The organism is Enhydrobacter sp., from assembly GCF_030246845.1.
Classification (GTDB): domain Bacteria; phylum Pseudomonadota; class Alphaproteobacteria; order Reyranellales; family Reyranellaceae; genus Reyranella.
Genome location: NZ_CP126889.1, coordinates 3,768,477 through 3,791,486 on the forward strand (window position 1 = coordinate 3,768,477; position 23,010 = coordinate 3,791,486).

Here is a 23,010-nt window from a genome sequence, read left to right on the forward strand (position 1 = left end):
GGATGGCGGGCGTCATACGGCCCGTCAACATGGCCGCCCGCGGCGCACCCGGCGGCGCAGACGATGCCGAGACTTGCAACCGGCTGCCGGGGCGCTCGAAGAAGGCTGCCCAACCGACAGAAAATCCAAATCCGATTGCCCTGCCGAGGGTTCCCCGACTACAATTTTCCTATTGGGACCTATCGGCTGCACGATGATGTTCAGGGAGTCCTTCGCTGCCGTCCGTCTCCCTCCGCTGCAGTGAGCGTTCACGTGACCCTGAAGCTCGTCATGATCCGCTGTCCCGACAACGTGGCGCCGCAAAGGCGCGAGGTCCGCGGCGGCGAGTTTTCGATCGGGAGGGGGCAGGACAACGAGTGGGTCATCGCCGATCCCGAGCGCCACCTGTCGAAGAGGCATTGCCGTCTGGTCTACAGCGCCGGCGACTGGGAACTGCACGATCTCAGCACCAACGGCACGTTCCTCAACCAGGCCAGTGACCCCATAGGCCGTGGCGCCGTGCAGAAGTTGCGACACGGCGATCGGATCAAGTTCGGCCTGTACGAGATCGAGGTCACGATCGACGAAGAGGAGAGGGGTGCGTCCGATCGGGGCATCGCCATGCGCGACTCCGATCTTCGTGCCTATGACGATGGCGGATCGCCGGTGGCCGGCGCCGCGCCGGACGTGCCCGGCTCGCCGATCCTGCCTCCCGATTTCGATCCCCTGGCGCCCGAGCGGGAGCCGTTCGCGGGGCCCACGCAACCGGATCATGCGCCGGCGCTCCAGAGCGCATTCCATCAGGCGCCGGTTCGAGCCGCCATCATTCCGGACGACTGGGATGTCGACCTGCCAGGGGCATCGCGCCCTCGTACCGCGTCGCCGCGCCTCGACGTAGCGCCTCCGCCGGCGTCTGGGCATTCGCCTGCCGTTGCCACGGGTACCGACGCCGAATTGGTGTCGGCCTTTCTGCGGGGCGCCGGACTGAGCCAAACGACCCTGCCGCATCCGGAGAAGACGCTGGAGCGGATCGGCGCCGCCCTGCGGGCGACCGTCAGCGGGCTTCGACAGACCTTGATGGCGCGGGCGAGCATCAAGGACGAATTCCGGATCGTGCAGACGATGATCCGGCCCACCGGCAACAATCCGCTGAAGTTCTCGCTCGATGACGACGATGCGCTGGCAACCCTTCTCGGAACGGGCCGGCGCGGCGGAATGCCGGTCGACGACGCCATCGCGGAAGCCTTCGACGACCTTCGGATGCACGAGTTGGCCACGGTCCAGGCCATGCAGGAGGCGGTGCGCATCCTGCTTGCCCAGTTCGAGCCCGCTTCCATCGAGCGCAAATCGGCGGGCAACGGGCTGCAGATCCATCCCGCCCAGGGCAAGGCGAAGGCGTGGGATGCCTTCGTGCAGCTTCACAAGGGCGTCACCCAGGCGCTCTCGGACGATTTCGACAGCGTGTTCGGCAAGGCTTTCGCCCGTGCCTACGAGCAAGCGGTCGACAAGCTTGGCGCGGGCGGGAAGGAATCATGACGGCCGGCCACTACGGACTGAAAGCAGCATGACCTGGTCCAATCGTGTCGTCTGGCTCGAAGGAATGTTCCTGCGCGCCCAGCACTTCCAGCAGCAGGATCGCTGGCTCGAGGCGCTGGTGCGCGATCGCACCGCATCCCTGCGACCGCATGGCTGGGGCGTCACGGAGGCCGCGATCAACCGCAATCTGCTGGGTGTCGGCCAGTTCGCTCTGGCAAGCGGCAGCGGCGTGTTCGAGGACGGTACCCCGTTCGCCCTGCCGGGCGATGCCGACCAGCCGGCGCCGCTCGACCTGCCCGAGACGACACGCAACGCCATCGTCTATCTGGCGCTGCCGATGCGTCAGGCGGGATCGGTGGAGGTCGCGGCCGACGGCTCGGCCGAGGGCCGCTACGAGCAGCGCAGCTTCGAGGCCTACGACACCCATTCCGGCTCGCCGCAGCCCGCCGAGGTGCAGGTCGGCAGGCTGCGGCTGCGCTACATGCTCGAAACGGAGAACCGTGCCGGCTATCACTGCATCGGCCTTGCCCGCGTCATCGAGGTCGGCGCGGACCGCCGGGTGATCCTGGACGATCAGTGGATCGCGCCGGCGCTCACCTGCGCCGCTGCCGCGCCGCTTGCCGGCCTGATCGCCGAGCTCACCGGCATGCTCAACCAGCGCGGCGAGGTTCTGGCGGCGCGTCTCACGGCGCCGGGCTCGCGCGGCGTGGCGGATGTCTCGGACTTTCTGTTGCTGCAGTCGGTCAACCGCGCACAGAAACTGCTGGCCCACTGGGCGAGCGACGGCGCCGTCCATCCGGTCGACCTCTACGCTGCCCTGGTGCAGATGGCTGGGGATTTCGCGACATTCACCGAGGCGAGCCGGCGACCTTCGGACTATCCGCCGTACCGGCATGCCGACCTGCAACGCAGCTTCGCGCCGGTCGTCGCCGACTTGCGCCGTTCGCTTTCCGCCGTGATCGAGCAGACCGCCATCCAGATCCCGCTGCAGAAGCGCGCCTATGGCGTGCAGGTCGGTCCTATCGTCGATCGCGCGATCCTGCGTTCGTCGAGCTTCGTTCTGACGGTCCAGGCCGACGTACCGACCGAGACGTTGCGCCGGCTGTTCCCTTCGCAGGTCAAGATCGGCGCCGTCGAGCATATCCGCGAGCTGGTGAACGTCGCCTTGCCGGGGATTGCCGTGCGGCCGCTGCCGGTCGCCCCGCGCCAGTTGCCGTTCTACGCCGGCGCGACCTATTTCGAGCTCGACCGCAATTCGGCACATTGGAAGGAGCTGCAATCCTCCGGCGGCTTCGCCATTCATGTTTCGGGGGATTTCCCGAACCTCAACATCGAGCTCTGGGCGATCCGCGGCTGACGGCGGCGACGTGAGGCGAATATGAGCGACAATCCTTTCGCCGAACCTGAAGACGACAATCGAACGGTCATTCGGCCAAATCCCGGCAGACGACGCCCGGCCGCAGCCGAGGCGCCGGCCGACGCACCGCACGGGTCACCGTCGCGACAGGAGGCGGTTGGCGCGCGATCAGCCGTGGTGGCGGAAGGCACGGAAAACATCGCCATTGGCGGCGATGCGCTGGCCGCCGCGGCGGCGCCGTTGCTGCAGCTCATGGCGCGCCTGCGCAACACCTTGACTCCGCCGGATTCCGGCGACCTGCGCGAGCGGACCGTGCAACAGATCAAGGTCTTCGAGCGCGAGGCGCGCGACAAGGGCGTGCCGCTGGAGCAGCTTCGCCCGGCGCACTATGCCCTGTGCGCCAGCTTGGACGACGTGGTCCTGAACACGCCGTGGGGCAGCAGCGGAACCTGGAGCGAGCGGTCGCTGGTCTCGACCTTCCATCAGGAGGTGCGCAGCGGCGAGCGCTTCTTCGACGTGCTGAAGCAGATGCGTGACAACCCGGGCAGGTTCCTGCCGGTCGTGCAGCTGATGTATCTCTGCATGTCACTCGGCTTCATCGGCCAGTACAGGCTTTCCCGTCGCGGCGTCGGGGACATCAACCGGATTCGCGAGGAGACCTACGCCGTCATCGTCCGCCAGCAGCAGAAGGCGACCGAGCCGGACCTCGCCCCCCATACCAGGGGGGTCGACGCGCCCTATCGGCCCGTCCGTTTCCGCGTGCCGCTCTGGGTTGCGGCGAGCGCCGGTCTCGGGATCGTCGCGGCGCTCTTTCTCTGGTTCTCGATCGGCCTCAATGCCGCGTCGGACGATCTCTTCGCGCGCCTGCAGGCGGCGCCGCCCGCGCACATGCCGACGATCACGCGAGTCGCGGCGGTCGCGCCGCCGCCGCCCGCGCCGACGCCGCCGCCGTCGCCACCGGCGCCGACCGTGCTCGACCGGCTGCGCACCTTCCTGCAACCCGAGATCGAGCAGGGCCTCGTCGAGGTGACGGGCACGATCGGGCAGCCGCTGGTGCGGATCACGGCCCGCGGCATGTTCGCTTCGGGCAGCGCCGCGGTGGATCCGAAGTTCAAGCCGCTGCTTGATCGCATCGGGCTCGCGCTGAAGGAGGAGCAGGGGGCGGTGCATGTGATCGGCTATACCGACAATCAGCCCATCCGCACGATCGCCTTCCCGTCCAATTTCCAGCTTTCGGCTGCGCGCGCCCTGGCAGCCGGCAAGATCATGGCGGCGAGCATTGGCGACGCGAGCCGGCTGAGCGCCGAGGGCAGGGCCGGCGCCGATCCGATCGCGCCGAACACTACGCCGGAGGGCCGCGAGCGCAACCGGCGCATCGAGGTCCTGCTCGACCGGAAAGGCGACTAGCCGTGCAGCGGGCATTGCATATTCTCGCTTCCCGTTGGGTGCTGAGCTTCGTCGGAGCGGCCATCCTGGCGCTCCTGGTCTGGATTTTCGGACCCTTGCTCGACGTCCTCGAGGCATGGCTGCCGCGGCTGGCGATCGTGCTGGCGCTGGTGCTGGTCTGGCTGGTGGCCAACCTGCTGATCGATCTGCGTCGCCAGCGCCGCGAGCGCGCGCTCGAGCAGGGCGTCGCCGAGAAGGCGCCGGGGAGCGCTGACAGCGGTGTGGGCGAGGAAGCGGCGGCGCTCAGGGAACGAATGTCGACGGCGCTCGCGTTGCTGAAGAAGGCGCGAGGAACGCGCGGCTATCTCTACGAGCAGCCCTGGTACGTGATCATCGGGCCGCCGGGAGCCGGCAAGACGACGGCGCTGCTGAACAGTGGGCTGAAGTTCCCGCTCGCCGCGGAGATGGGCCAGGGCGCGGTGGCCGGCGTCGGCGGCACGAGGCTGTGCGACTGGTGGTTCACCGATAACGCGGTGCTGATCGATACGGCCGGTCGCTACACCACGCAGGATTCCAACGCGGCGGTCGATCGCGCGGGCTGGGAGGCCTTCCTCGACCTGCTGCGCAAGACGCGGCCGCGCCAACCCTTGAACGGGGTGATCGTCGCGATCGCGCTCAGCGATGTCGCCGCCGCGCCGGCCGACGAACGGGTCGCCCACGCCCGGGCGATCCGCCGTCGTATCAAGGAGCTCGAGAACCGCCTGGGCATTCGCATGCCCGTCTATGCGCTCTTCACCAAGGCCGACCTGATCGCCGGGTTCACCGAATTCTTCGACGATCTCGGCCGGGAGCGGCGCGATCAGGTCTGGGGTGCCACCTTCCCGCTTGCCAAGTCGCAGGCGGGGCCCGTGTCGGAATTTCCTGGCGAGCTGCAGCTCCTCGTCGATCGTCTCAACGATCGCCTGTTCGACCGCCTGCAGGCCGAGCAGAGCCCCGACCGTCGCGCCGTGATCGCCGGTTTCCCGACCCAGATCGCCACTCTCGCCCAGCCGCTGCAGACTTTTCTGTCCGAGGCCTTCGGCGGCTCCCGGCTCGATCCGGCTCCCCTGTTGCGCGGGGTCTATTTCACCTCGGGCACCCAGGAGGGCACGCCGATCGATCGGCTGACCGGCGTCATGGCGCGCGCATTCGGCCTCGACCAGCGACGCGCGGCGAGCCTGCGACCCCAGCAGGGCCGCAGCTATTTTCTCGGCCAGCTCGTCTCGCGGGTGATCCTGGGCGAGGCCATGCTGGTGAGCGAGCCGCCCGCGGCGCGGACACGACGGCTCGTCCTGCGCGCGGCCTCGTTTGCCGCCGTGGTGCTGGCGACGCTCGGCGTTGCGGGCTGGCTCGTCGCCGGCCGGTCGGCGGCAGACCGCGAGGTCGCGGCCATGTCGTCGGCCCTGGCCAACTACGAGACCGTCGCCAAGGGCACGGCCCTCGACCCGGTCAATGATTCCGACCTTCCCCGCCTGCTGCCCTTGCTGGATGCCGCGCGCAATCTCGACAAGGCCGCCGGGACGGGTGGCGGCATCCTGTCCAGCTTCGACCTTTCGCAGGCCGCCAAGCTGCGCTCGGGCGCGGACGCGGTCTATCGGCACGCGCTCGGCTATGCCTTGCTGCCGCGCCTGATCTGGCGGCTGGAAGCGCAGATGCGGGGCAACTTCACCCGACCGGACTTTCTCTACGAGGCCACGCGGATCTACCTGATGCTGGGCGGGCAGGGGCCGCTCGACCGCTCCCTGGTGAAGGAGTGGATGACGTACGACTGGAAGGCCGCCTATTCGGGCGCCTTCAATGCCGCCGTGCTGGCCGGGCTCGGCACCCATCTGGAGGCGTTGCTCGCGCAGCCTCTGCCACCGGTGAAGCTGGACGACGCGCTCGTGGCGCAGGCGCGCACGACGTTCAGCCGCGTTCCACTGGCGGCCCGCGTTTATTCGCGCATCAAGCCTTCCGCGGCCGCACAGGCCTTGCCGTCCTGGAAGCCGAGCGACGTGCTGGGGCCCGCGGGGCTGCACGTGTTCGTGCGGGCATCCGGCCGGAAGATGACCGATGGCATACCGGGCTTCCTGACCGTCGACGGCTTCCACAAGGTGTTGCTGCCGGCCCTGCCGGCAGCGACGCGCGAGGTGCTGGCCGAAAGCTGGGTGATCGGCCGCGGATCGTCGGTCAGCCTCGACGATGCCCAGCAGCGGGAGCTGGCGAACGCCGTGGTCGCGCTGTACGTGGCGGACTACGCCAAGGCGTGGGACGACCTGTTGCAGGACCTCGAGATCGTGCCCTTGCGCAGCCTGCCGCAGGCCGCGCAAGATCTCTACATACTGGCGTCGCCTCAATCGCCGATGAAGGAGCTGCTCCTCGCCGTTGCCCGCCAGCTCACCCTGTCGGAGCCGCCCAAGCCCGCCACCGCCGCCGCGGCGGCGACCGAGGCTGCGGCCAAGGGAAAGGCGGCCGTCGCCGCCACGACGACGAGCACGCCGGCTCTGATCTCCTCGCTGTTCGGTGGGCAGCATGGCGCCGCGCCGGCGTTGCCGCCCGGCCACGAGATCGACCAGCGTTACAAGCAACTGCGCGAGCTGGTCGTCCCGAGTGGAGGCGCACCGATCGATCAGGTGCTGAAACTTCTCAACGACCTGCAGCAGCAACTGGCCAAGATGGCGGCAACGCCGCTCGGAAGCGCGCCGCCGGTCGGCGCGCCCGCCGGGAACGATCCGTCGCTGGCGTTGCGGGCCGAGGCCCAGCGTCAGCCCCAGCCGCTCGCGCGGTGGCTGCTGGCGATGGCCGAATCGAGCACGGCGCTGCGCGGCGGCGGAGCGCGCCAGCAGGTGGCGGCGGCCTACAATGGCGCCGGCGGGCCGGCGGCGCTCTGTCCGCTCGCCGTGAACGGCCGCTTCCCGTTCGTTCCCGGCAGTTCGCTCGAGACGCCGCTCGACGACTTCGCCAAGCTGTTCGCGCCGGGCGGCCTGATCGACGGCTTCTTCAACACCCAGCTACGGCCGTATGTCGACACGACCGGAACGACCTGGAAGCCGCGTCCCGTCGATGGCGTGCAGGCGCCGGTGTCGGCGGCGGACCTCGCCCAGTTCCAGCGCGCCGCAGTGATCCGTGACCTGTTCTTCGCGCCCAATTCCACGACGATCGCCGTGCGCTTCGACATAACGCCGGTGGCGCTCGACGCCGGCGCGTCCCAGGTGAGCCTCGACTTCGACGGCACGTCGGTGACCTACGCGCACGGCCCGTCCCGGTCGACGCAGATCACCTGGCCGGGGCCGAACCGCATCCAGAATGTGCGGCTGATCTTCGACCCGCCGCCCGCCGGCGGAACGGGCGTGCTGTCGGAGACCGGCCCATGGGCGATGTTCCGTCTCTTTGCCCGCGGCACGCTCCGCCAGGCCGACTCGCCCGAGCGCTATACGCTGACCTTTGCGCTCGGCGATCGGTCGGCAACCTTCGAGCTTCGGGCGGCGTCGGTCCTCAATCCGTTCTCGCCCGGCGTCTTGCAAAGTTTCCGTTGCCCTTCGGTGCACGACTAGGCGGGCCATGTCGGCGCTCCCCTTCGATGCAAGCGCAGGTTTGTTCGGCAAGCTGCCGGCACGAGGCGACTTCGTGCGGGAAAACCTGCCGCGCGATTTCACCGATCCCTGGGATGCCTGGTGGCAGCGCGGCTTTGTCGAAATGCAGCGACGGCCCCGGGATGTGTGGCAAGCCGCCTGGCTCGAGGCGCCGGTCTGGCGCTTCCTGCTGCCGCCGGGACTGTGTGGCCGAAACGGCGTCCTGGGACTCTGGATGCCCAGTGTGGACAAGGCAGGCCGCTACTCGCCATTGACGATCGCCGCCATCGCGGCCGGCGACTGGGCACCGCACGCGGGGGCGATGACATCGTTCCTGGACCTGGCGGAAGAGGCAGGTCGGGAGGCACTCGAACACGATCTGCCGCCAGCGGAGCTGCTGCAGCGCATTCAGGCCGCCTTTGTCGCAGTCGACATCCCGACAGGCGAGGCGGATTTCCCGCCGAGCCGCGCCGTCTGGTGGACGGACGGCGGTCCGCGCGTCGCTGCGCGTCGGGAAGTCGGAACCGTCCTGCCCGAAGGAGACCGCTTTGCCCGACTGATCGACGACGGGTGGGCGGCAGCCGACGCTGCGCCGACGTTGGCGAGCACCAGTCCATCGGAACCGTCGTGATGGCCAGCGGCGGGATCGACAGCGACGTCGCCCGCTTCGGGAGCTTCCGCTCCAGTGCGGCGACTCACGCCGGCACCGCCAACAGGCTCAACGAGGACGCCTACATCAACCGGCCCGATCTCGGTCTTTGGGCGGTGGCCGACGGCGCGGGCGGCCATGAAGCGGGCGAGCTGGCCTCGGCCGAGGTGGCCCGCCTCCTGCAGACCATCGATGTCGGCCTTACCGGCAGCGAGATGCTCACGGCGGTGCGGTCGCGACTCGAGGCGGCGCACGCCCGCCTGCATGCGAAAGCCGTGGAACTCGGCGCCGGCGCGATGGTGGCCACGACGGTCGTCGTCGTGCTGGCGCGCGACGATCATTTCGCCTGCCTCTGGGCTGGCGACTCCCGTGCCTACCTGCTGCGCGGCCAGGCGCTCACGAGGATCACCCGCGACCATACCCTGGTGCAGGCCCTGCTCGACAGCGGCGCCATCACCGAAGCCGAAGCCATCGACCATCCGCAAGGCAATGTCATCACCCGGGCGGTGGGCGACGGCAGCGATGCGCTCGAGCTCGACAAGCGCACCGGTCGGCTGATGGCCGGCGACCGGCTTATGCTTTGCAGCGACGGCCTGAGCAAGAGCTTGCCCGAGGAGCGGCTGGCGGAGTTGCTTGCCGGCGATCATGAGACGGGTGCCGAACGGCTGGTCATGGCCGCTTTGGCGGCTCGGGCGATCGACAACGTCACGGTAGTGACGATCGAGTTCGGCGCGGGCAATGGCTCGACCCTCCTCGAGATCGAAAGCGCCGAGGCTGCGGCTTCCGCCGAGCCGGAGATGAAATCGACGCCGGAGCCCGCCTGACAGGGTTGATGGTCAGCCGATCAGCGTGGTGGGGCAGCCGACGACGACGGTGCCGCCATGTACGCAAAGGCTGCCCAGTTGGGCGGCCGGCATGCCACCGACCAGCACCGTGAACGATCCCATCGCGATCGCATCGGGCGGGCCCACGCAGACCAACATGTCGCCGACCCGAGCGGCGGGCAGGCCGCCGATCAGCACGGTCGGGCATCCGGGTCCGGCGATCGGGCCGCCGACATGCGGGACGAGGCCGGTGACCATCGGACAGATGTGCATGTCAGTGAGGCGCGCTGCCGGCAGACCCATCAATCGATCTCCGCTTCGAGGCGCCCCGCGCCGCCGGCGGCGATGTCCCTGGCCGAGACCAGGAAACGGCGCAGTCTCGCCTCGCGCCGCGCGGCCAAGCCGCGGACCGCAGCCAGCGCGACCGCACCGGCGACCGCCAGTCCCTTGAAATGGGGTTGCGGCGGCACTTTCGGCGCCTCCGGTGGCGCCATCGAATCGCCGCTCCAGAAGGCGGCGACGGCGGCCCAGGCCTCGGCGCTGTGGAACCCGGCTTTCTCTGCTTCCTTCATGGCGGCGCGGCGCAACTCGTCGGTCGGGTGGCGCACCCAGGCCTCCGCCGCTTCCCGGACCGTTGTCTCGACTGTCGGTCGGTCGCCGGACGCGGCGGTGTGGCGCGAGCATGCGCACGCCCACCACACTGCCTCGCGCGCCGGCAAGGCGTGGGCGACGAGCCGCGTCGCCTCGACCAGGAGCCCGGCCTGCTCGAGGCGATCCAGCGCCTCGGCGGGATCGTCGCAGCCGCCAAGCGTGGCGGTGCCTTCGGCATCGAGATCCAGGTGCATCAGCAAGGACGAAAGCTCGCGGCTGAGCTTGCTGGAACTCGTGCCGGGCGTGTGCGCGGACATGGCTGGATCGCCTCAGTTGATCATGGTGATGCCGCCCTTCAGCGTCAGCATCGCGGCACCCTCGACCGTCACCATCGTTCCCTTCACCTCCGTCAGGACCTGCCCGTTGATAGTGATCATCATGCCCTTCACCTCGACCCCCGCCTGCGACAAGGTCACGGAGCTCTGTCCGACTTTCAGGGTGATCGTCTGCAGGGCCTCGATCGTGATGGAGCCTGCGTCCGCCTTGATCGAGATGTTCCCGAGCTTCACCTCGGTGGCCTGATTGCCTTGCTCTATCGTTACCGTCTCGTTGCCCTTGACGGTGACGGTGCGATCGTTGTCGACGTCGAGCTTCTGGTCGTTCTCGACTTCCGTCGTCATGTCCTTCTGCGCGTGCAGAAAGACCATCTCCTTGCCCTTGTTGTCGTCGAAAGAAAACTCATTGAAGGCGTCGGTGCCGCCCCTGGTCACGGAGCGCGAGCGGAAGCCGAGCTTCGTCTTCTCGGCCGCCGGGAAGATCGGCTTGTCGTTGCCGTTGTAGAAGCCGCCGATCACGATCGGCCGGTCGGGATCGGCGTCCATGAAGGCGACGGCGACCTCCGTGCCGACGCGCGGGATGAACTGGCCGCCCCACTGATTGCCGGCCCAGGGCTGGACCACGCGCACCCAGTCGCTGCTGTCGGCGGTGGCGTCCTCGCGCCAATCCCACCAGAAGCGGATCTTGATGCGTCCCTGATCGTCGGTGTGGATCTCCTCGCCGGAAGGCCCCAGCACTATGGCCGTGTGCAGGCCCTCCATGCGCGGCCGCGCCGTGGTCATCGGCTGCCGCCAGGGCACCGTATTGGCGAAGGCGGTGAAGCTGTTCGAGTAGCTGCTGGGTTTCTCGCCGCGCCGCGAACCGCTGTCGTCCTCGGCGCGATGGGTAATCTCCCTGACGACGTGCGGCGTCTCCGTACCAGCCTTGTCCCGCAGCTTGAACTTGCCGCCGGCGACGAGGTTCGCCATCTCGCTCTCCGCGTCGGTCAGGGATACGGCCGCCTCGGCTGCTTCCATCCGCCACTTCGCGCGATCCTTCGCCTGCGATGTGTCGCGGGTGAGCGCCGGCCAGTGAAACACCGCGCGATTGGCCGTGCCGCCGTGCTTGAGGATCGTGCCCTGATCGACCTTGAGATTCTTGCCCGGCACCTCGAAGTCGTAGTCCCTCAAGCTCACCTTGCCGGGGGCAAACGCCTCGAGCCGGCGGAACTCGGTCAACTGGTCCGCCGTATCGCCGACGCCAAGATGAACGGTGGCGCCGGGAATCGTGGCGAAGCCGTTGTTGTCGTTGGTCACCACGAGCGTATGGCCGTCCGACGCATGCTCGAAGAAGTAGAACCAGCCTTCCTCCTCCATCAGCCGGGTGATGAAATGCAGCGCGGTCTCGTTGTACTGCGCCGTGGCCTTGCGCTGGGCAGGCTGGGCATAGAGACGAAACGAGGTTCGGGTCACGCCCGCGTCGTCGAGGATCGTCTTGACGATGTCCTCGGCCGTCTTGTTGAAGAACAGCCGGCAATCGCTTCGAATGGCGGCCTGCGCCAGTTGCGGAACGAGGACCATGCGATAGAGCACGTCCACCACACCGCTTTGCTCGACGGGCCCGAACTCGGCGACGATGCCATGGAAGTATCGCGTCGGCCGCTCGCCGTGATTGACGGCGACGCAAGCAGGCTTGTTCAGCATGCCGCGCGCGTCGATCGAGCCGGCCGCAACGGCCTCGACCTCGAAGCGAAACAGGCTGCTGATCGTCTCGTGCGCCTTCAGACGGACCGGCGTCAGCTCGTGCTCGGCGCTGCTGGTGAGCGACAGCAGCGATTTCTTGTCACTGGTCATCGGGGTGCGGCGCGATATTCGGGATGGTGCCCCAGAAGCCAAGCCACGATGGTTCTCCTGTGAGCGTTCAAGGTAGCCCAGCCCGGATCGAAAGGAAACACGAGCGGGGCGCCTCCTAGTCGGGCACGATGTGCAGTCGACGCAGGATCGGCACGCGCTGTTCGACGGCGGTGTGCACGATCGACCGCACGGTATCGCGTTTTTCCGGCGCGATATCCGCGCTCAGGGTTTCAATCCAGGCCTCGGCCTTGTCCTCGCGCTCGCCGTCGAGAAGGCGCGCGGCGATGAATTGCACGAGCGGCGGCGCGGCAAGCCCGGTGCCCAGCCGCGACGAGGCAAGGCCGCTCACGGTCCTGGCCTCGGCAAGCGACTGCACGCGCCGGCCCAGCACGCGATTGAGGCGGTTGGCGGACTCGGGCTGCGCACTGTCGGCGCGCATCGCGATCTGGCACTGTTGGGATGCTACCAGCACGCTCACGAGCTCCACCGGATTGCTCCGCCCGGGCGCCAGGGCGAGCAGGTCGCCGATCTTCGCCGGGCCGCGCAAGGCCGCTGCCATCATGGTCTTCAAGGGCTCCCCCATCTCGGCCAGGCCAGCCGGCACCTGGATTCTGGTCTGCAGCTCCCCAGGCGTGACAACCGGGACCACGGTGAGCTGTGCAATCGCGGCGTCGCGCTCGGCATTGCGCAGGCGCCTCGCACCACGGACGAAGACGTCGTGGCGCAACTGCCGCGGCAGGCACATATCCTTGATCAGCTCGCGCAGGATCGGATCCTTGTGGCGGTCCATCACCGCGCGCTGCTCGGGTGTGAGCATCAGCTCGGGGAAGTTCTCCAGCGGATTGGCGGACGCCGTCCAGTCGAGCTTCGCCTGCGCCATCATGGCGGCGACGTCGGCGTGGAACGACGGCGCCCAGTTCGCGGTCATGTATTCGTGCGACAGGTACTCATGCGACATTGTGGCGGTCGAGTCGACGAGCTCGGCAGCCAGAGCGCTCTCGGTGAGGTACTTGCCACCGGCCTCCTTGATCTCCCGCGCCAGCGCGAGGCCGACTTGCGCCTGCAGGTCGCTGCGACCGGAGGATCGGCGCCCGGCCTCGTAGACAAGCCGCTGCAGTCCGATCGCGCCCTGCCAGGCGGGAAGGGCGTTGTAGCTGACATGGACGAGGGCGCCGGGCCGTGTCTTGGCGCCCAGCAGCCGCACGATGCCCGCCCGCACGTCGCCACCGACCCATGACCAAAGGCCGTGCAGGCTGACGAAATCGGCCGCCGGAACGAGGTCGGCCTCCCGGCTTGCGGCCAACTGTGCAAGGTCGGCCTCCAGGAAGCGGATATTCTCGATGCAGGCTGCGCGCGCGAGGCCGGCGCCGATGGCGATGTGCGCGGGGTTGTAGTCGATGGCAGTGACCTGCCATCGCGGATTTGAGGCGGCGGTCAGAAGGGCGCCGATGCCGCAGCCGCAGCCCAGCTCGAGATAGCAAGCGGAGTCGTCCGGACCCGGGAAATCGACCGCAACATTCCCGCTGAGGCACGCCAACGCCATGCGGGCCGGAGACTGCTGGACATAGAAGCCCTCGATATAAGCGATATCGGCCACGTAGCCGCTGCTCCATGGCTGGGTCATGCGCGTCCTTCGACAATCTCGCCGTCGAAGAGCGCGTCGCCTGCGTCCGTGCGACGAGGCATGGCGGCAGAAGTCGGCAGCCAGGTGTTCCAGCCCAGCAGCGGGCCTGCGCCGCGCGAGGTCGGGGCGTCGGGATGGGACAGAGCCAGCGGCGGGACCGCGTCGCGCGCCAGCACCGGATTGACGGCAAACCCGACTTCGAAGCCGACGAAGGCGCGGACCAGCGAGACCAGCTCGCGCAGCAACGGCCGATCGGGCAGCAGCCGCTCGAAGTAGGCGAGATCGAGCGGCCCGATCCGAAGCACGATCCGAGCCTGCTGATCCCAGGCGCGCACGCCGATGACAGCATCGAGACCCAACTGGCCGAACGCACCCGGAGACACGCCCGTCGGCAGGCGCGTGCGCTGGTCGATCGGCAGGGCCATCCACTCGCCGGCAAACTGCTCGACCTTGACCCGTCGCCCCAGCCAGTCGGAGGCGAGCGCTTCAAGCCGGTCGGCCGAGCGCGGATGGGCGGAAAAGAAGCCGGCGTAGTGACGCAGCACAGTGGCGCCGGCCAGCAGGCGTCCGGCGAGGCCGGGTAGCGCGTACCCTGTCAGCGCCAGCAGCACGTCGGCGATCGGATCGCCGCGTTCGCCTTCCGCTGCGAGCGATCCGGCATCGGCGGCGCGATGCGGACGATATTTGGCCCCGGCCGCCGCGAAGGCGGCAATCATGCGATGCGAGATCAGATCCAGGAAGTCGGTAAGCGAGAACGAGCGTGACCGCTGATCTGCCACGACGGCATCGGAATAGTAGCGTGGCAGCACGCCCACTGGCCCCGTGAGGCCGGTCAGGCCGACGGTCACCCGTGGCGGCGTGGAGGGCGAAGCGTTCACCTGCACTTCGGTGACCTCCGCCGCAGCGTAGGCCGAGCCGGCCGCGCTCGTGAAGTGCGCCGACTCGGCCGGGTCGGCATGGCGGCGATGAAAGGTCAGCAGCCTCACGGCCGCATCGAAGCTGAACCGTTGCGGCTCCGCCTTCAATCGCGCCAGCGGCGCGGCGCGGCGTCGACCGAAAGCAGGCGGCTCGTTCACAACAGCACCTGCCGGCCGGCCCGCGCGGGCCAACTGGCAACGGTTTCGGGTCGGCCGCGCAGGACCACGCGGGTCCGCACGAACGAGTTCACCGTCGCGTGCAAGGCGAGGAAACGATCGAGCACCGAAGCAAGGACATACAATCCGCCTGTCGCCCATGCCTGGTCGTCGAAGGTCAAGGTGACGTCGAGCCCGCGACAGAAGCCGCCGGTGCGCGCTCCCGGCCCGTGCAGTCCGGGAATGCGCGCTGCTCCGGGCTTCGACACGACGCTCAGCAAGGCCCGGATCGCCGCCCGCGACTCGGCGGAATCCCGGCAGTCATAAAGGCGCAGCACCTCGCGCATCGCATCGGCGCCGGTTTCGCCCCCAACCACGCTGAGGTGTCCGAGCGAGAGGTGCGAGACGAGGCGCCAGAACCGATTCTCCTGCTGCGGCAGGCGCAGCGTCGGGCTCGGCGCGGTCAGGCAGGTGAGGCCGGTGACCGCCGCGGCACCTTCCACCAGCCGCAGCGTCGGCCGGCCGCCGCCGAACGGCAACAACGACGGAAGATCTCGGTTGCAGCACAGCGCGTCGATCGAGAGCACCCCGCCGCCTTCGCGTTCGGGGTCGAAGGCCGCGTCGTGCGGCAGCAGGAACACATCGGTACCGCGAATGCCGCCGGTGGTCTCGCGGCGCGAGGTGCCGTAGAAGCCGGCGACCGGCCCGTCCGTTGCGGCGCCGGCATGACGGCGCGTCAACCGATGGAAAGGCTCCCAGGCCCGGAACTCGCCGCCCGGCAGGCTTTCGCGCACACGCTCGACCGACCAGATCTCCACGCTGGCGGGTCGCCGCACATCCGGCTCGATTCGATATTCGATACTCGTGTGATCCAGGGGTACCGGCTCGCAACGCTGCTCGAAGAGATTGACGATGGGTGTGCAGCCCAGCGCCAGGCTGGTCGCCTGAACCGACCGTTCGAGGTCCGGCATCGCGCGGTCGAGGTAGACGAAGATGTCCATGCGATTGCCTGCCGAGACGAGAGTCTTGGCATCGAGACGGCAAATATCGACGAACAGGAACTTCTCGCGGGCGGCGAAGTATTCGCTGAGCAGGCGAAAGCCCGAGAACGAGCGGGCCGGCCAGGGGAAGAGCGCCTCTTCCGGCGCGAAGCCCACGGCCTGCAGGACGTCCGGCGGCAGGATCACCGGCCGCGCGTCCGTGTGGTCGTCGGCGAGCGCGACCGAGAGGGTGTGCGCCAGCAGCAGTTCGAGCAGGGCCGAGCCCTGCTCGCCGGGAAGAAAGAAGCGCAAGCGATCGAGGCCGAGCTCGGTGAACGTCGTGGCCGGATTGGCGCAGCGCAAGCCGATGCGCAGGCAGGACGCGGCCCGCGCAGCCGCCGGGTTGGGCGGCGCCGGCAGCGGCATGCCCGAAAGCCGGACCGTCTCGATCTCCACCGGCCAGAGAGTCAGGGGGTAGGTGGTGCGAAACAGACATGGCTCGCCGGCCACCGGCTCGGTTTCGACCGCGAGGCCGGCGGGCAGATGGGCCGGACCGGGCAGTGCCGGATCGGCCTCGAACCGCGTGATCGCCACCGAGGGCATGGGCGCCAGATAGTGTGGATAGAGCACCGAGAGCAGGCCGTCGGTGAGCTCCGGGAACTCGTCGTCCAGCCGGTGCTGCACGCGTGCGCCCAGAAAGGCGACGCCTTCCAGCAGGCGGGCGACATGAGGGTCGTCGACCGCATCCTTCGTCAGGCGCAGGCGGCCGGCGATCTTGGGATGACGCTCGGCGAACTCGCCGGCAAGGCCACGCAGCGCTTCCAGCTCACGATTGAAATAGGCAAGCAGAGCGTCGGACACCGGTCACGCCTCCTGTTCCAGGACCGTCACATTCTTGCTGACGAGATCGACAACCGTATCAAAAGCAATCGGCTCGGGCGCCGGTTCGGCTCGCAGCAGGGCGTCGATCCGCAGCCGCAATGTGCCGCTGACCTTGTCGGCCGCCTCGATCAGCGTGACCCTGAGATCGACGATGCGCGGCTCGAAGCGGCGGATGGAGGCGTCGACGAGCTGCCGCAGCTCCTCGCGGCGACGCTGATCGTTGAAGGCGCCCGAGGCGAAGTCGGGGAGGCCGAAACCGACCAGTGAACGATCGAGCTGGGCCAGGGCAGGATCCCAGGAGCGCCACTTTCGGCGGGTGTTCAGCAGCTCCTCGAGGTCGCGGCAGATGCTGGCCCGCAGCGTCTCCATCGCCGCCGCCGCGGAAGGAGGCCGGTCCGACGGTGCGGTGGGCTCGGCGTCGAGCAGCCGGTCGAGCAACGGAAGCTGCGGCCTGCCCGCTCGCACGAGGCCGGCGCTTTCCGCTGTGGCAGGCCTTCGGTTGTCGCTCATCCCGCTGCTCCGAAGCTCAGCTTGTCCAATTCGCGCCAGGTGAATGCCTCGTCACCGACAAGGAGCGTCACCGCGCCGAGCCCCCGCGTCGGCCCGTCGCCGCCAACCTGCTGCCAGTCGGTGGCGCGACCCAGGCGCAAGGCGTCCGTCAGTGCCGCCGCTTCGATCGCGACCGGCGGATAGATCGTCGGCAGATAGACATCGCCCTCCGGGCCGTCGGTGATCCGCATCGTCGCCCGGCGCCAGAAGAGGTCGCGCGGCCGTTTCATCCGGTGAAGCTCGAGCTCTGTCACCCGCTCCGGAGCAATCCAGAAATACTTGCCCGTCGTGGTGATGACCTCGAGGCAAGTCGCCAGCAGATCGTCGGCGTCGCGCAGGTCGTCGAACGTCCGGTCGCCGACGCGGCCGCTGGGATGGACCCGCGCCTCCTCGGCCTGGGCGGCGAGTTTCCCGGCCTCGCCCGTGGCGCCGTTGCGCAGCGCCACCACCGCGGCCAGAGCCAGGCGATGGGCGGCGGTGGGCTCGCCCACGAACTCCGGCACCCGACCGTCGCTGAACAATTGTCGCCGTGCGGTCTCACCGCGCAACAACTGACGGAACTCGGCGGCGGCCAGAGCGGCCGTCGGATCGAGCTCGGCGCAGGCATCGAGGACGACGTCGGCGCGTTCGAGATTGCCGGCAAAAAGCAGCAGCTCGGCCAGGAGGATTCGCGCGCCGAGATCCGCCGGCGCCTGGCGCACGGCTGCAGTCGCGGCCGCCAGCGCGTTGGCCAGATTGCCTTCCCGGAACAGACGACCTGCTTCGGCGGCGTGTTGCGCCTGGGGGGGCGAATGCGACATCGATCCTCCTCGCGGCGGCATTGCCGGCCACCTGCGCGTTTGGTCAACCGGCGGGCGCCGCGAACTCGGTGACAAGGTGGAAAGTGGCGGCGACATCGTCGAGCTGGTAATGCGGCCGCAGGTGCATGGTGCAACCGAAAACGCCGGGCTTGCCCGGTCGCTCGGACACCTGCACGGCGCCCTCGACCAAGGGGAAGCGCGCCCGCAGATCGCCCGTGCTGTTGACGTTGGCATCGACATAGTCCTGCAGCCACCGATTGAGCTGCCGTTCGATCTCGTCGGCGGTGCGGAAGGCTCCCACCATGTCCCGGCCCATCACCTTGAGAAGATGCGCGAAACGGGCAGCGCAGAGCATGGCGTTGATCTGCGCCGAGAGGCGAGCATTCGCCTCGGCCGTGGCGGCGGAGGGGCCGGCATAGCTCGCCGGCGTCTGCATGCTGCGCGCGGCGCCGAACACCAGCTCAGACCCGAACGGCAGGACGCCGACCGGCATCAGGCCGGCCTCGACGAGCGCGTGCTCGTGTTGGTGGCTGAATTGGTACTCGACGGGCCGACGTGGCCAGGCAAGGGGAGGTCCGCTGGCGAAAGGCTCGACGGCAAGGCGGGTGACGAGTCCGCCGCCGACCCGGTCGATCTCCACGCCGCGCACATCGGCCGGCCAGCCGTTGTCGGCAAAGGCGCGAACCGCGCAGGCGGCAAAGGCATAGGCGGCACTCATCCAGACGCGCGTATCCGGGGCGGCGCCGTGCTCGCGGTAGCGGAAGCCGTCCAGGCGTCCGGGATCGTCGCTCCATGGGGCGCGTGCCAAGAGGCGCGGCAGGGTGACGGCGATGAAGCGCATGTCGGCGCGTCCTGCGAGGTTGCGCCAGCGCATGTGATCGGGGCCGCTCAGCGGCGCGACGATGTCCCGCACGCCGTCGAGATCGGCGAATGCGTCGACCTCCAGCACGGCCGGGTCAAGCGAGAGCACGACCGGCATGAAGGCCGCGGCAGCGATCGCCGAGAGCTGCCCGAGGGCACCGACGTCGTCGGTCGTCCCTCCCGGCGACACGCGATGGCGAACCGCGTGGTCGATCACCATCAGGCCATACGGTTCGCCCCCGGGCATCCCGAACTCGTCTTCGTAGATCCGGCGGAAGGTGACGCTTTGGTCGAATTCCAGCGCCCGTTCGAGGTCGCGGCACAGCTCGGTCCAGGAGACGGGCAGCAGCCGCACCTTTATGCGACGTCCCGGCTCGACGCCAGAGATCAGCCAGGCAAGCCCACGCCAACGTCCTTCCAAGGCGAGGAAGCGGGGAGCATGCAGCACGGCGTCGAGTTGCTCGCCCAGGGCTGCATCGATGTTGGCGATGTCGCGGTCGAGGGCTGCCCGCAACGCGCCCGTCGTGAGCAGTCCTGCGAGGTCCTCGCCGAACCACGCCCGCAATCCGTCGGCCGCGTCGAGACCGCCATGCAGGAATGCCGCCAGCTCACCAGCCGCGGCGGCGTGCCGGTCGCCGAAAAATTGGCCTGACAAGACCGCTTCGCGCAACGGTCGGCCCGGCCGGAGCGACGGCGCGTGCGGCAAGGCGCCCGGCGTCGCGAGGGGAGCTGCCGGTGCCGCCGGCTCCGCTGTCGTCGCTCGATCGCCCATGGTGTCGCCAGTCGCGCTCGGTGAGGGCGGAGTGCCGGCCAGCAGCCCGGGCCCTCAGGACAGTTGAGGGATGCTCGCCACCATCCGCAGGCTCGTGGTCAGCTCTTCCATCTGCAGCCAGGGCCGCAGATAAGCGACGGCGTTGTACGATCCGGGCTTGCCGGGGATTGCCTTGACCTCGACCTTCGCCTCGCGCAACGGGAAGCGGGCTTTCATGTCCTCGCCGGCATCCTCGTTGGGATTGACGTAGTTCTGGATCCAGCGGTTGAGCCAGGTCTCGACGTTGCCGGCCTCCATGAAGCTGCCGATCTTGTCGCGCGCCATCACCTTCAGGTAATGCGCGAAGCGGCTGCTCGCCATGATGTAGGGAAGCCGCGCGGAAATGGCGGCGTTGGCCGTAGCCTCGGGGCGGTCGTACTTCTTCGGCTTCTGCACGGTCTGGCCGCCGAAGAACACCGCATAGTCCGTATTCTTGTAGTGGCAGAGCGGCAGGAAGCCTTGGTTGGACAGCTCGAACTCGCGCCGGTCGGTGATGCCGATCTCGGTCGGGCATTTCGTGTCGATGTCGCCGTCGTCCGAGGTGAAGGTATGGGTCGGCAGGTTCTCGACCTTGCCGCCGGCCTCGGCGCCGCGGATGGAGGTGCAGAAGCCGTAGCGCGCGAAGGCGTCGGTCAGCCGTGCGCCCATGACATAAGCGGCGTTGGACCAGCAGTAGGAATCGTGCTCCATCGGCCGTCCCTTGCCGTCCGGCCCGACCGGGGCTTCCTCGTAGCCGAACTCCTCGACCGGCTTGGTGGCCTTGCCGTAGGGAAGACGCGCGATGACGCGCGGCATGACCAGGCTGACGAAGCGGGCGTCTTCGCTGTCGCGGAAGCTGCGCCACTTGGCGAACTCGGCCGTATCGAAGATCTTGGCAAGATCACGCGGCTTGGAGAGCTCGGTCCACGAATCGAAGCCAAACAGGCCGGCGGCCGCCGCCGTCACGAACGGGGCGAACGCACCGGCAGCGATGTTGGACATCAGCCGCAAGGTCTCGAGGTCGTCGGGATGGTTCGTCCATTCGTAGTCACCGATCAGCGCGCCGTAGGGCTCGCCGCCGGGCGTTCCGAACTCGTTCTCGTAGATCTTCTTGAAGAGCTGGCTCTGGTCGAACTCGATGGCCCGGCTGAGGTCGCGCCCCAGCTCGCGTTTGCTGATATTCAGGACGCGCAGCTTGAGCGACGTGCCGGTCTCGGAGTTCTGCACCAGGTAGTGCAGGCCGCGCCAACTGCCCTCCAGCTTGAGGAACTTGGGGTCGTGCATGATCGCGTTGAGCTGCGCCGACATCCTGGCGTCGATCACGGTGATTGCCTTGTCGATCGTGCGCGTCAGATTCCGATCGAAGGTGACGGTACCGGCCAGCGCCTGCTCGACAAGGGTCTTGACGAGCTCCTGGGCGCGGTCGGGCTGCGTCTGCTTGGTGTTGGAGATGATCTGGTCGAGCAGACCCGGCGCCGCCTCGGTCGTCGTCGCGGCGGTATCTGACTGTCGGACGCTCTCAGCCATGGGTTAGCCCTCCGTCTTCTTGATGCCGAGTTCGCCCGACAACGACTTGAGGTCATCCTGCGAGCGCAGCACCTGCTCCAGCAGGTTCTCGAGTTCCTGGGATCGATCAGCCTTGCTCATGAGGTCGCGCAGCTTCTCGCGGGTTTGCAGCAGGGCGGCAAGGGCCGGAACCTGCGCGACGACGCGCGCCGGGTCGAAGTCGTCCATCGAGGTGAACTTGAGGTCGACGGCCATTTGGGTGCCATCGTCGGCGAGCTTGTTGTCGACCTTGAGTTTCAGGCCGGGCGCCATGCTCGCCATCACCTCGTTGAAGTTGTCGCGGTCGATTTGCGTGAATTTGCGATCCGCGAGCGGCTTCAGCGGTGTCGTGGGATCGCCCGAGAAGTCCCCCATGACGCCGACAACGAACGGCAGCTCGCGCTGGATCTGGGCGCCCTCGGTCTCGACGTCGTAAGTGATGTGAACTCGGGGCTTGCGCACACGATTCAACTTATCGTGGATGCTGGAACTCATGGCACAGACCCTCCCTTATGCAGGCTACTATGGCCGACCGACCTCGTCCACGGGCCGAGCGTGCAACCTGCGGGTGAGATCGAAGCAAAAATCCTTGTCGTACGCTACGCAAATAGTCCGCCGCGTTGCCTAACCCCCCAAAGGTGTTCTGACGCCTTTGACACTGCAACGCGGCGGCATGAACTATATCATAGCGCATCAGCTTGCGGGTGGCTTCAGAATGATTCCGGAACTCGAGAAGGCCGATTTCGAGACGATCCTGGCGCCGCTGCCCGGCGACCAGCCGACCGGCGTCGATCTCCGGCAGGACTACGCGCCCACGTCGATCTACTTCCGCCTGCGCGACGCTCGCGCCGCGGCACGCGAGGCCGAACGCCAGGCCGAGACGCAGGGCGACGAAGGTGTGACGGCGCTCTGGCGTCCGGTAGCGACGCTCGCGACCGAGGCCCTGAAGTCGACCTCCAAGGATCTCGAGGTGGCGACCTGGCTCACGGAAGCATTGGTGCGGATCGCCGGCCTGCGCGGGTTGATGGCGGGAGCGGCGGTGATTGGCGGGCTTGCCGAACGCCACTGGGACGGGCTGTTCCCGATGCCGGACGAGCAGGGCCTGGAGACCCGGCTCGCCGCCGTCGCGGGCCTTTCGGGCCAGGGGGCCGACGGCACCCTGATGCAGCCCTTGCGCAAGTCTGTCCTGTTCCACCGGCCCGACGGCTCGCCGTTCAGTCTCTGGCAGTATCAGGCGACGCTCGACCTCTCGGCCATCAGCGATCCGGCGCGGCGCGCCCAGCGGCTCGAGGCGGGCGTCGTGCCGTTCGAGGAAGTGGAGAAGGAGGCGCGCCTGGCCGGTGACGCTCATTGGTCGGCGCAACGCGACATGGCGGTCGAGGCCATGGCCGCCTGGAGGGAGATGGAACGTGTGCTCGACGACAAGGCAGGTCCGGACAGCCCCTCGGGCAATCGGGTGCGCGAGCTTCTGGAGCGCGTGCTCGAAATCAGCAGCCGGTTCGCACCGCAAGGTCCAGCGCCCGCCGTCGAGACGACGAGCGACAGCGCGCCGGCGGCCGGCAACGGGGCTGCTGCGATGACGGCGCCGGCGGCCATAGCCGGACGGGAGCAGGCGTTGCGACAGCTCGCCGAGGTCGCGGCGTGGTTCAAGGTCAACGAGCCGAACTCGCCGATCGGATTCACCCTGGACGAGGCAGCGCGCCGGGCGAGGCTCGCCTGGCCGGATTTGGTCGCGGAGCTGGTCTCCGACGAGACCGCCCGTCAGGCGTTGCTGACGAGCGCGGGCATGAAGCGCCCCGACGAGCAGCAGCAATAGCCGGCAGCGG

At 68.4% G+C, this 23,010-nt stretch carries 18 protein-coding genes; 7 read left to right on the plus strand and 11 right to left on the minus strand.

Annotated elements, in window-relative coordinates:
- Positions 1 to 252: 252 nt before the first annotated feature.
- The 6 genes from tagH (at position 253) to OJF58_RS18895 (ending at position 9,321) form a co-directional block, all read left to right on the plus strand.
- On the plus strand, positions 253 to 1,515 hold the full coding sequence (gene tagH / locus OJF58_RS18870; protein ID WP_300779295.1) for a type VI secretion system-associated FHA domain protein TagH: 1,263 nt from the start codon (positions 253 to 255) through the stop codon (positions 1,513 to 1,515).
- 28 nt (positions 1,516 to 1,543) lie between these two features.
- Entirely contained in the window at positions 1,544 to 2,872 is a 1,329-nt protein-coding gene (tssK, locus tag OJF58_RS18875; protein WP_300779296.1) for a type VI secretion system baseplate subunit TssK, read from the plus strand.
- A 177-nt stretch (positions 2,873 to 3,049) separates the two neighbouring features.
- Positions 3,050 to 4,279 carry a type VI secretion system protein TssL, long form gene (gene tssL / locus OJF58_RS18880; RefSeq protein ID WP_300779297.1) on the plus strand — a complete coding sequence of 410 codons (1,230 nt, stop codon included), beginning with the start codon at positions 3,050 to 3,052 and terminating at the stop codon, positions 4,277 to 4,279.
- Between the two features lie 2 nt (positions 4,280 to 4,281).
- Positions 4,282 to 7,830, plus strand: a complete 3,549-nt coding sequence (gene tssM, locus OJF58_RS18885) for a type VI secretion system membrane subunit TssM (RefSeq protein WP_300779298.1) — start codon at positions 4,282 to 4,284, stop codon at positions 7,828 to 7,830.
- A 7-nt stretch (positions 7,831 to 7,837) separates the two neighbouring features.
- Entirely contained in the window at positions 7,838 to 8,479 is a 642-nt protein-coding gene (gene tagF, locus OJF58_RS18890) for a type VI secretion system-associated protein TagF (RefSeq protein ID WP_300779299.1), read from the plus strand.
- Positions 8,479 to 9,321 carry a protein phosphatase 2C domain-containing protein gene (locus OJF58_RS18895; RefSeq protein WP_300779300.1) on the plus strand — a complete coding sequence of 281 codons (843 nt, stop codon included), beginning with the start codon at positions 8,479 to 8,481 and terminating at the stop codon, positions 9,319 to 9,321. The genes tagF and OJF58_RS18895 overlap by 1 nt, the downstream gene beginning before the upstream one ends.
- Before the next feature lie 12 nt (positions 9,322 to 9,333).
- Here OJF58_RS18895 and OJF58_RS18900 read toward each other — a convergent pair whose 3' ends face one another.
- From OJF58_RS18900 to tssB, 11 genes are all read right to left on the minus strand, one after another.
- Positions 9,334 to 9,624, minus strand: a complete 291-nt coding sequence (locus OJF58_RS18900; protein WP_300779301.1) for a PAAR domain-containing protein — start codon at positions 9,622 to 9,624, stop codon at positions 9,334 to 9,336.
- Entirely contained in the window at positions 9,624 to 10,229 is a 606-nt protein-coding gene (locus OJF58_RS18905) for a hypothetical protein (protein ID WP_300779302.1), read from the minus strand. The genes OJF58_RS18900 and OJF58_RS18905 overlap by 1 nt, the downstream gene beginning before the upstream one ends.
- 12 nt (positions 10,230 to 10,241) lie before the next feature.
- Positions 10,242 to 12,080, minus strand: coding sequence for a type VI secretion system tip protein TssI/VgrG (gene tssI / locus OJF58_RS18910; protein WP_300779303.1), 1,839 nt, complete (start codon positions 12,078 to 12,080; stop codon positions 10,242 to 10,244).
- A 115-nt stretch (positions 12,081 to 12,195) separates the two neighbouring features.
- A complete protein-coding gene (locus tag OJF58_RS18915; protein WP_300779304.1) occupies positions 12,196 to 13,704 on the minus strand; it encodes a class I SAM-dependent methyltransferase in 1,509 nt (502 codons plus the stop codon).
- Complete coding sequence (tssG, locus tag OJF58_RS18920) at positions 13,701 to 14,780, minus strand: type VI secretion system baseplate subunit TssG (protein WP_300779305.1); 1,080 nt, start codon at positions 14,778 to 14,780, stop codon at positions 13,701 to 13,703. The genes OJF58_RS18915 and tssG overlap by 4 nt, the downstream gene beginning before the upstream one ends.
- Entirely contained in the window at positions 14,777 to 16,618 is a 1,842-nt protein-coding gene (gene tssF / locus OJF58_RS18925; protein WP_300779306.1) for a type VI secretion system baseplate subunit TssF, read from the minus strand. The genes tssG and tssF overlap by 4 nt, the downstream gene beginning before the upstream one ends.
- Before the next feature lie 3 nt (positions 16,619 to 16,621).
- Positions 16,622 to 17,149: a type VI secretion system baseplate subunit TssE gene (tssE, locus tag OJF58_RS18930; RefSeq protein WP_300779307.1), complete on the minus strand. Its 528-nt coding sequence runs from the start codon at positions 17,147 to 17,149 to the stop codon at positions 16,622 to 16,624.
- Positions 17,146 to 17,988: a type VI secretion system accessory protein TagJ gene (locus OJF58_RS18935; RefSeq protein WP_300779308.1), complete on the minus strand. Its 843-nt coding sequence runs from the start codon at positions 17,986 to 17,988 to the stop codon at positions 17,146 to 17,148. The genes tssE and OJF58_RS18935 overlap by 4 nt, the downstream gene beginning before the upstream one ends.
- A gap of 43 nt (positions 17,989 to 18,031) precedes the next feature.
- Positions 18,032 to 19,504: a type VI secretion system contractile sheath large subunit gene (gene tssC, locus OJF58_RS18940; RefSeq protein WP_300779309.1), complete on the minus strand. Its 1,473-nt coding sequence runs from the start codon at positions 19,502 to 19,504 to the stop codon at positions 18,032 to 18,034.
- Positions 19,505 to 19,675: 171 nt separating this feature from the next.
- Positions 19,676 to 21,166 (minus strand): type VI secretion system contractile sheath large subunit, encoded by a 1,491-nt coding sequence (tssC, locus tag OJF58_RS18945; protein ID WP_300779310.1) that lies wholly within the window; start codon positions 21,164 to 21,166, stop codon positions 19,676 to 19,678.
- Between the two features lie 3 nt (positions 21,167 to 21,169).
- Entirely contained in the window at positions 21,170 to 21,679 is a 510-nt protein-coding gene (gene tssB / locus OJF58_RS18950; protein WP_300779311.1) for a type VI secretion system contractile sheath small subunit, read from the minus strand.
- A gap of 178 nt (positions 21,680 to 21,857) precedes the next feature.
- Between tssB and tssA the strand changes: the two genes are divergently transcribed.
- Positions 21,858 to 23,000, plus strand: a complete 1,143-nt coding sequence (gene tssA, locus OJF58_RS18955; RefSeq protein WP_300779312.1) for a type VI secretion system protein TssA — start codon at positions 21,858 to 21,860, stop codon at positions 22,998 to 23,000.
- Positions 23,001 to 23,010: the final 10 nt, after the last annotated feature.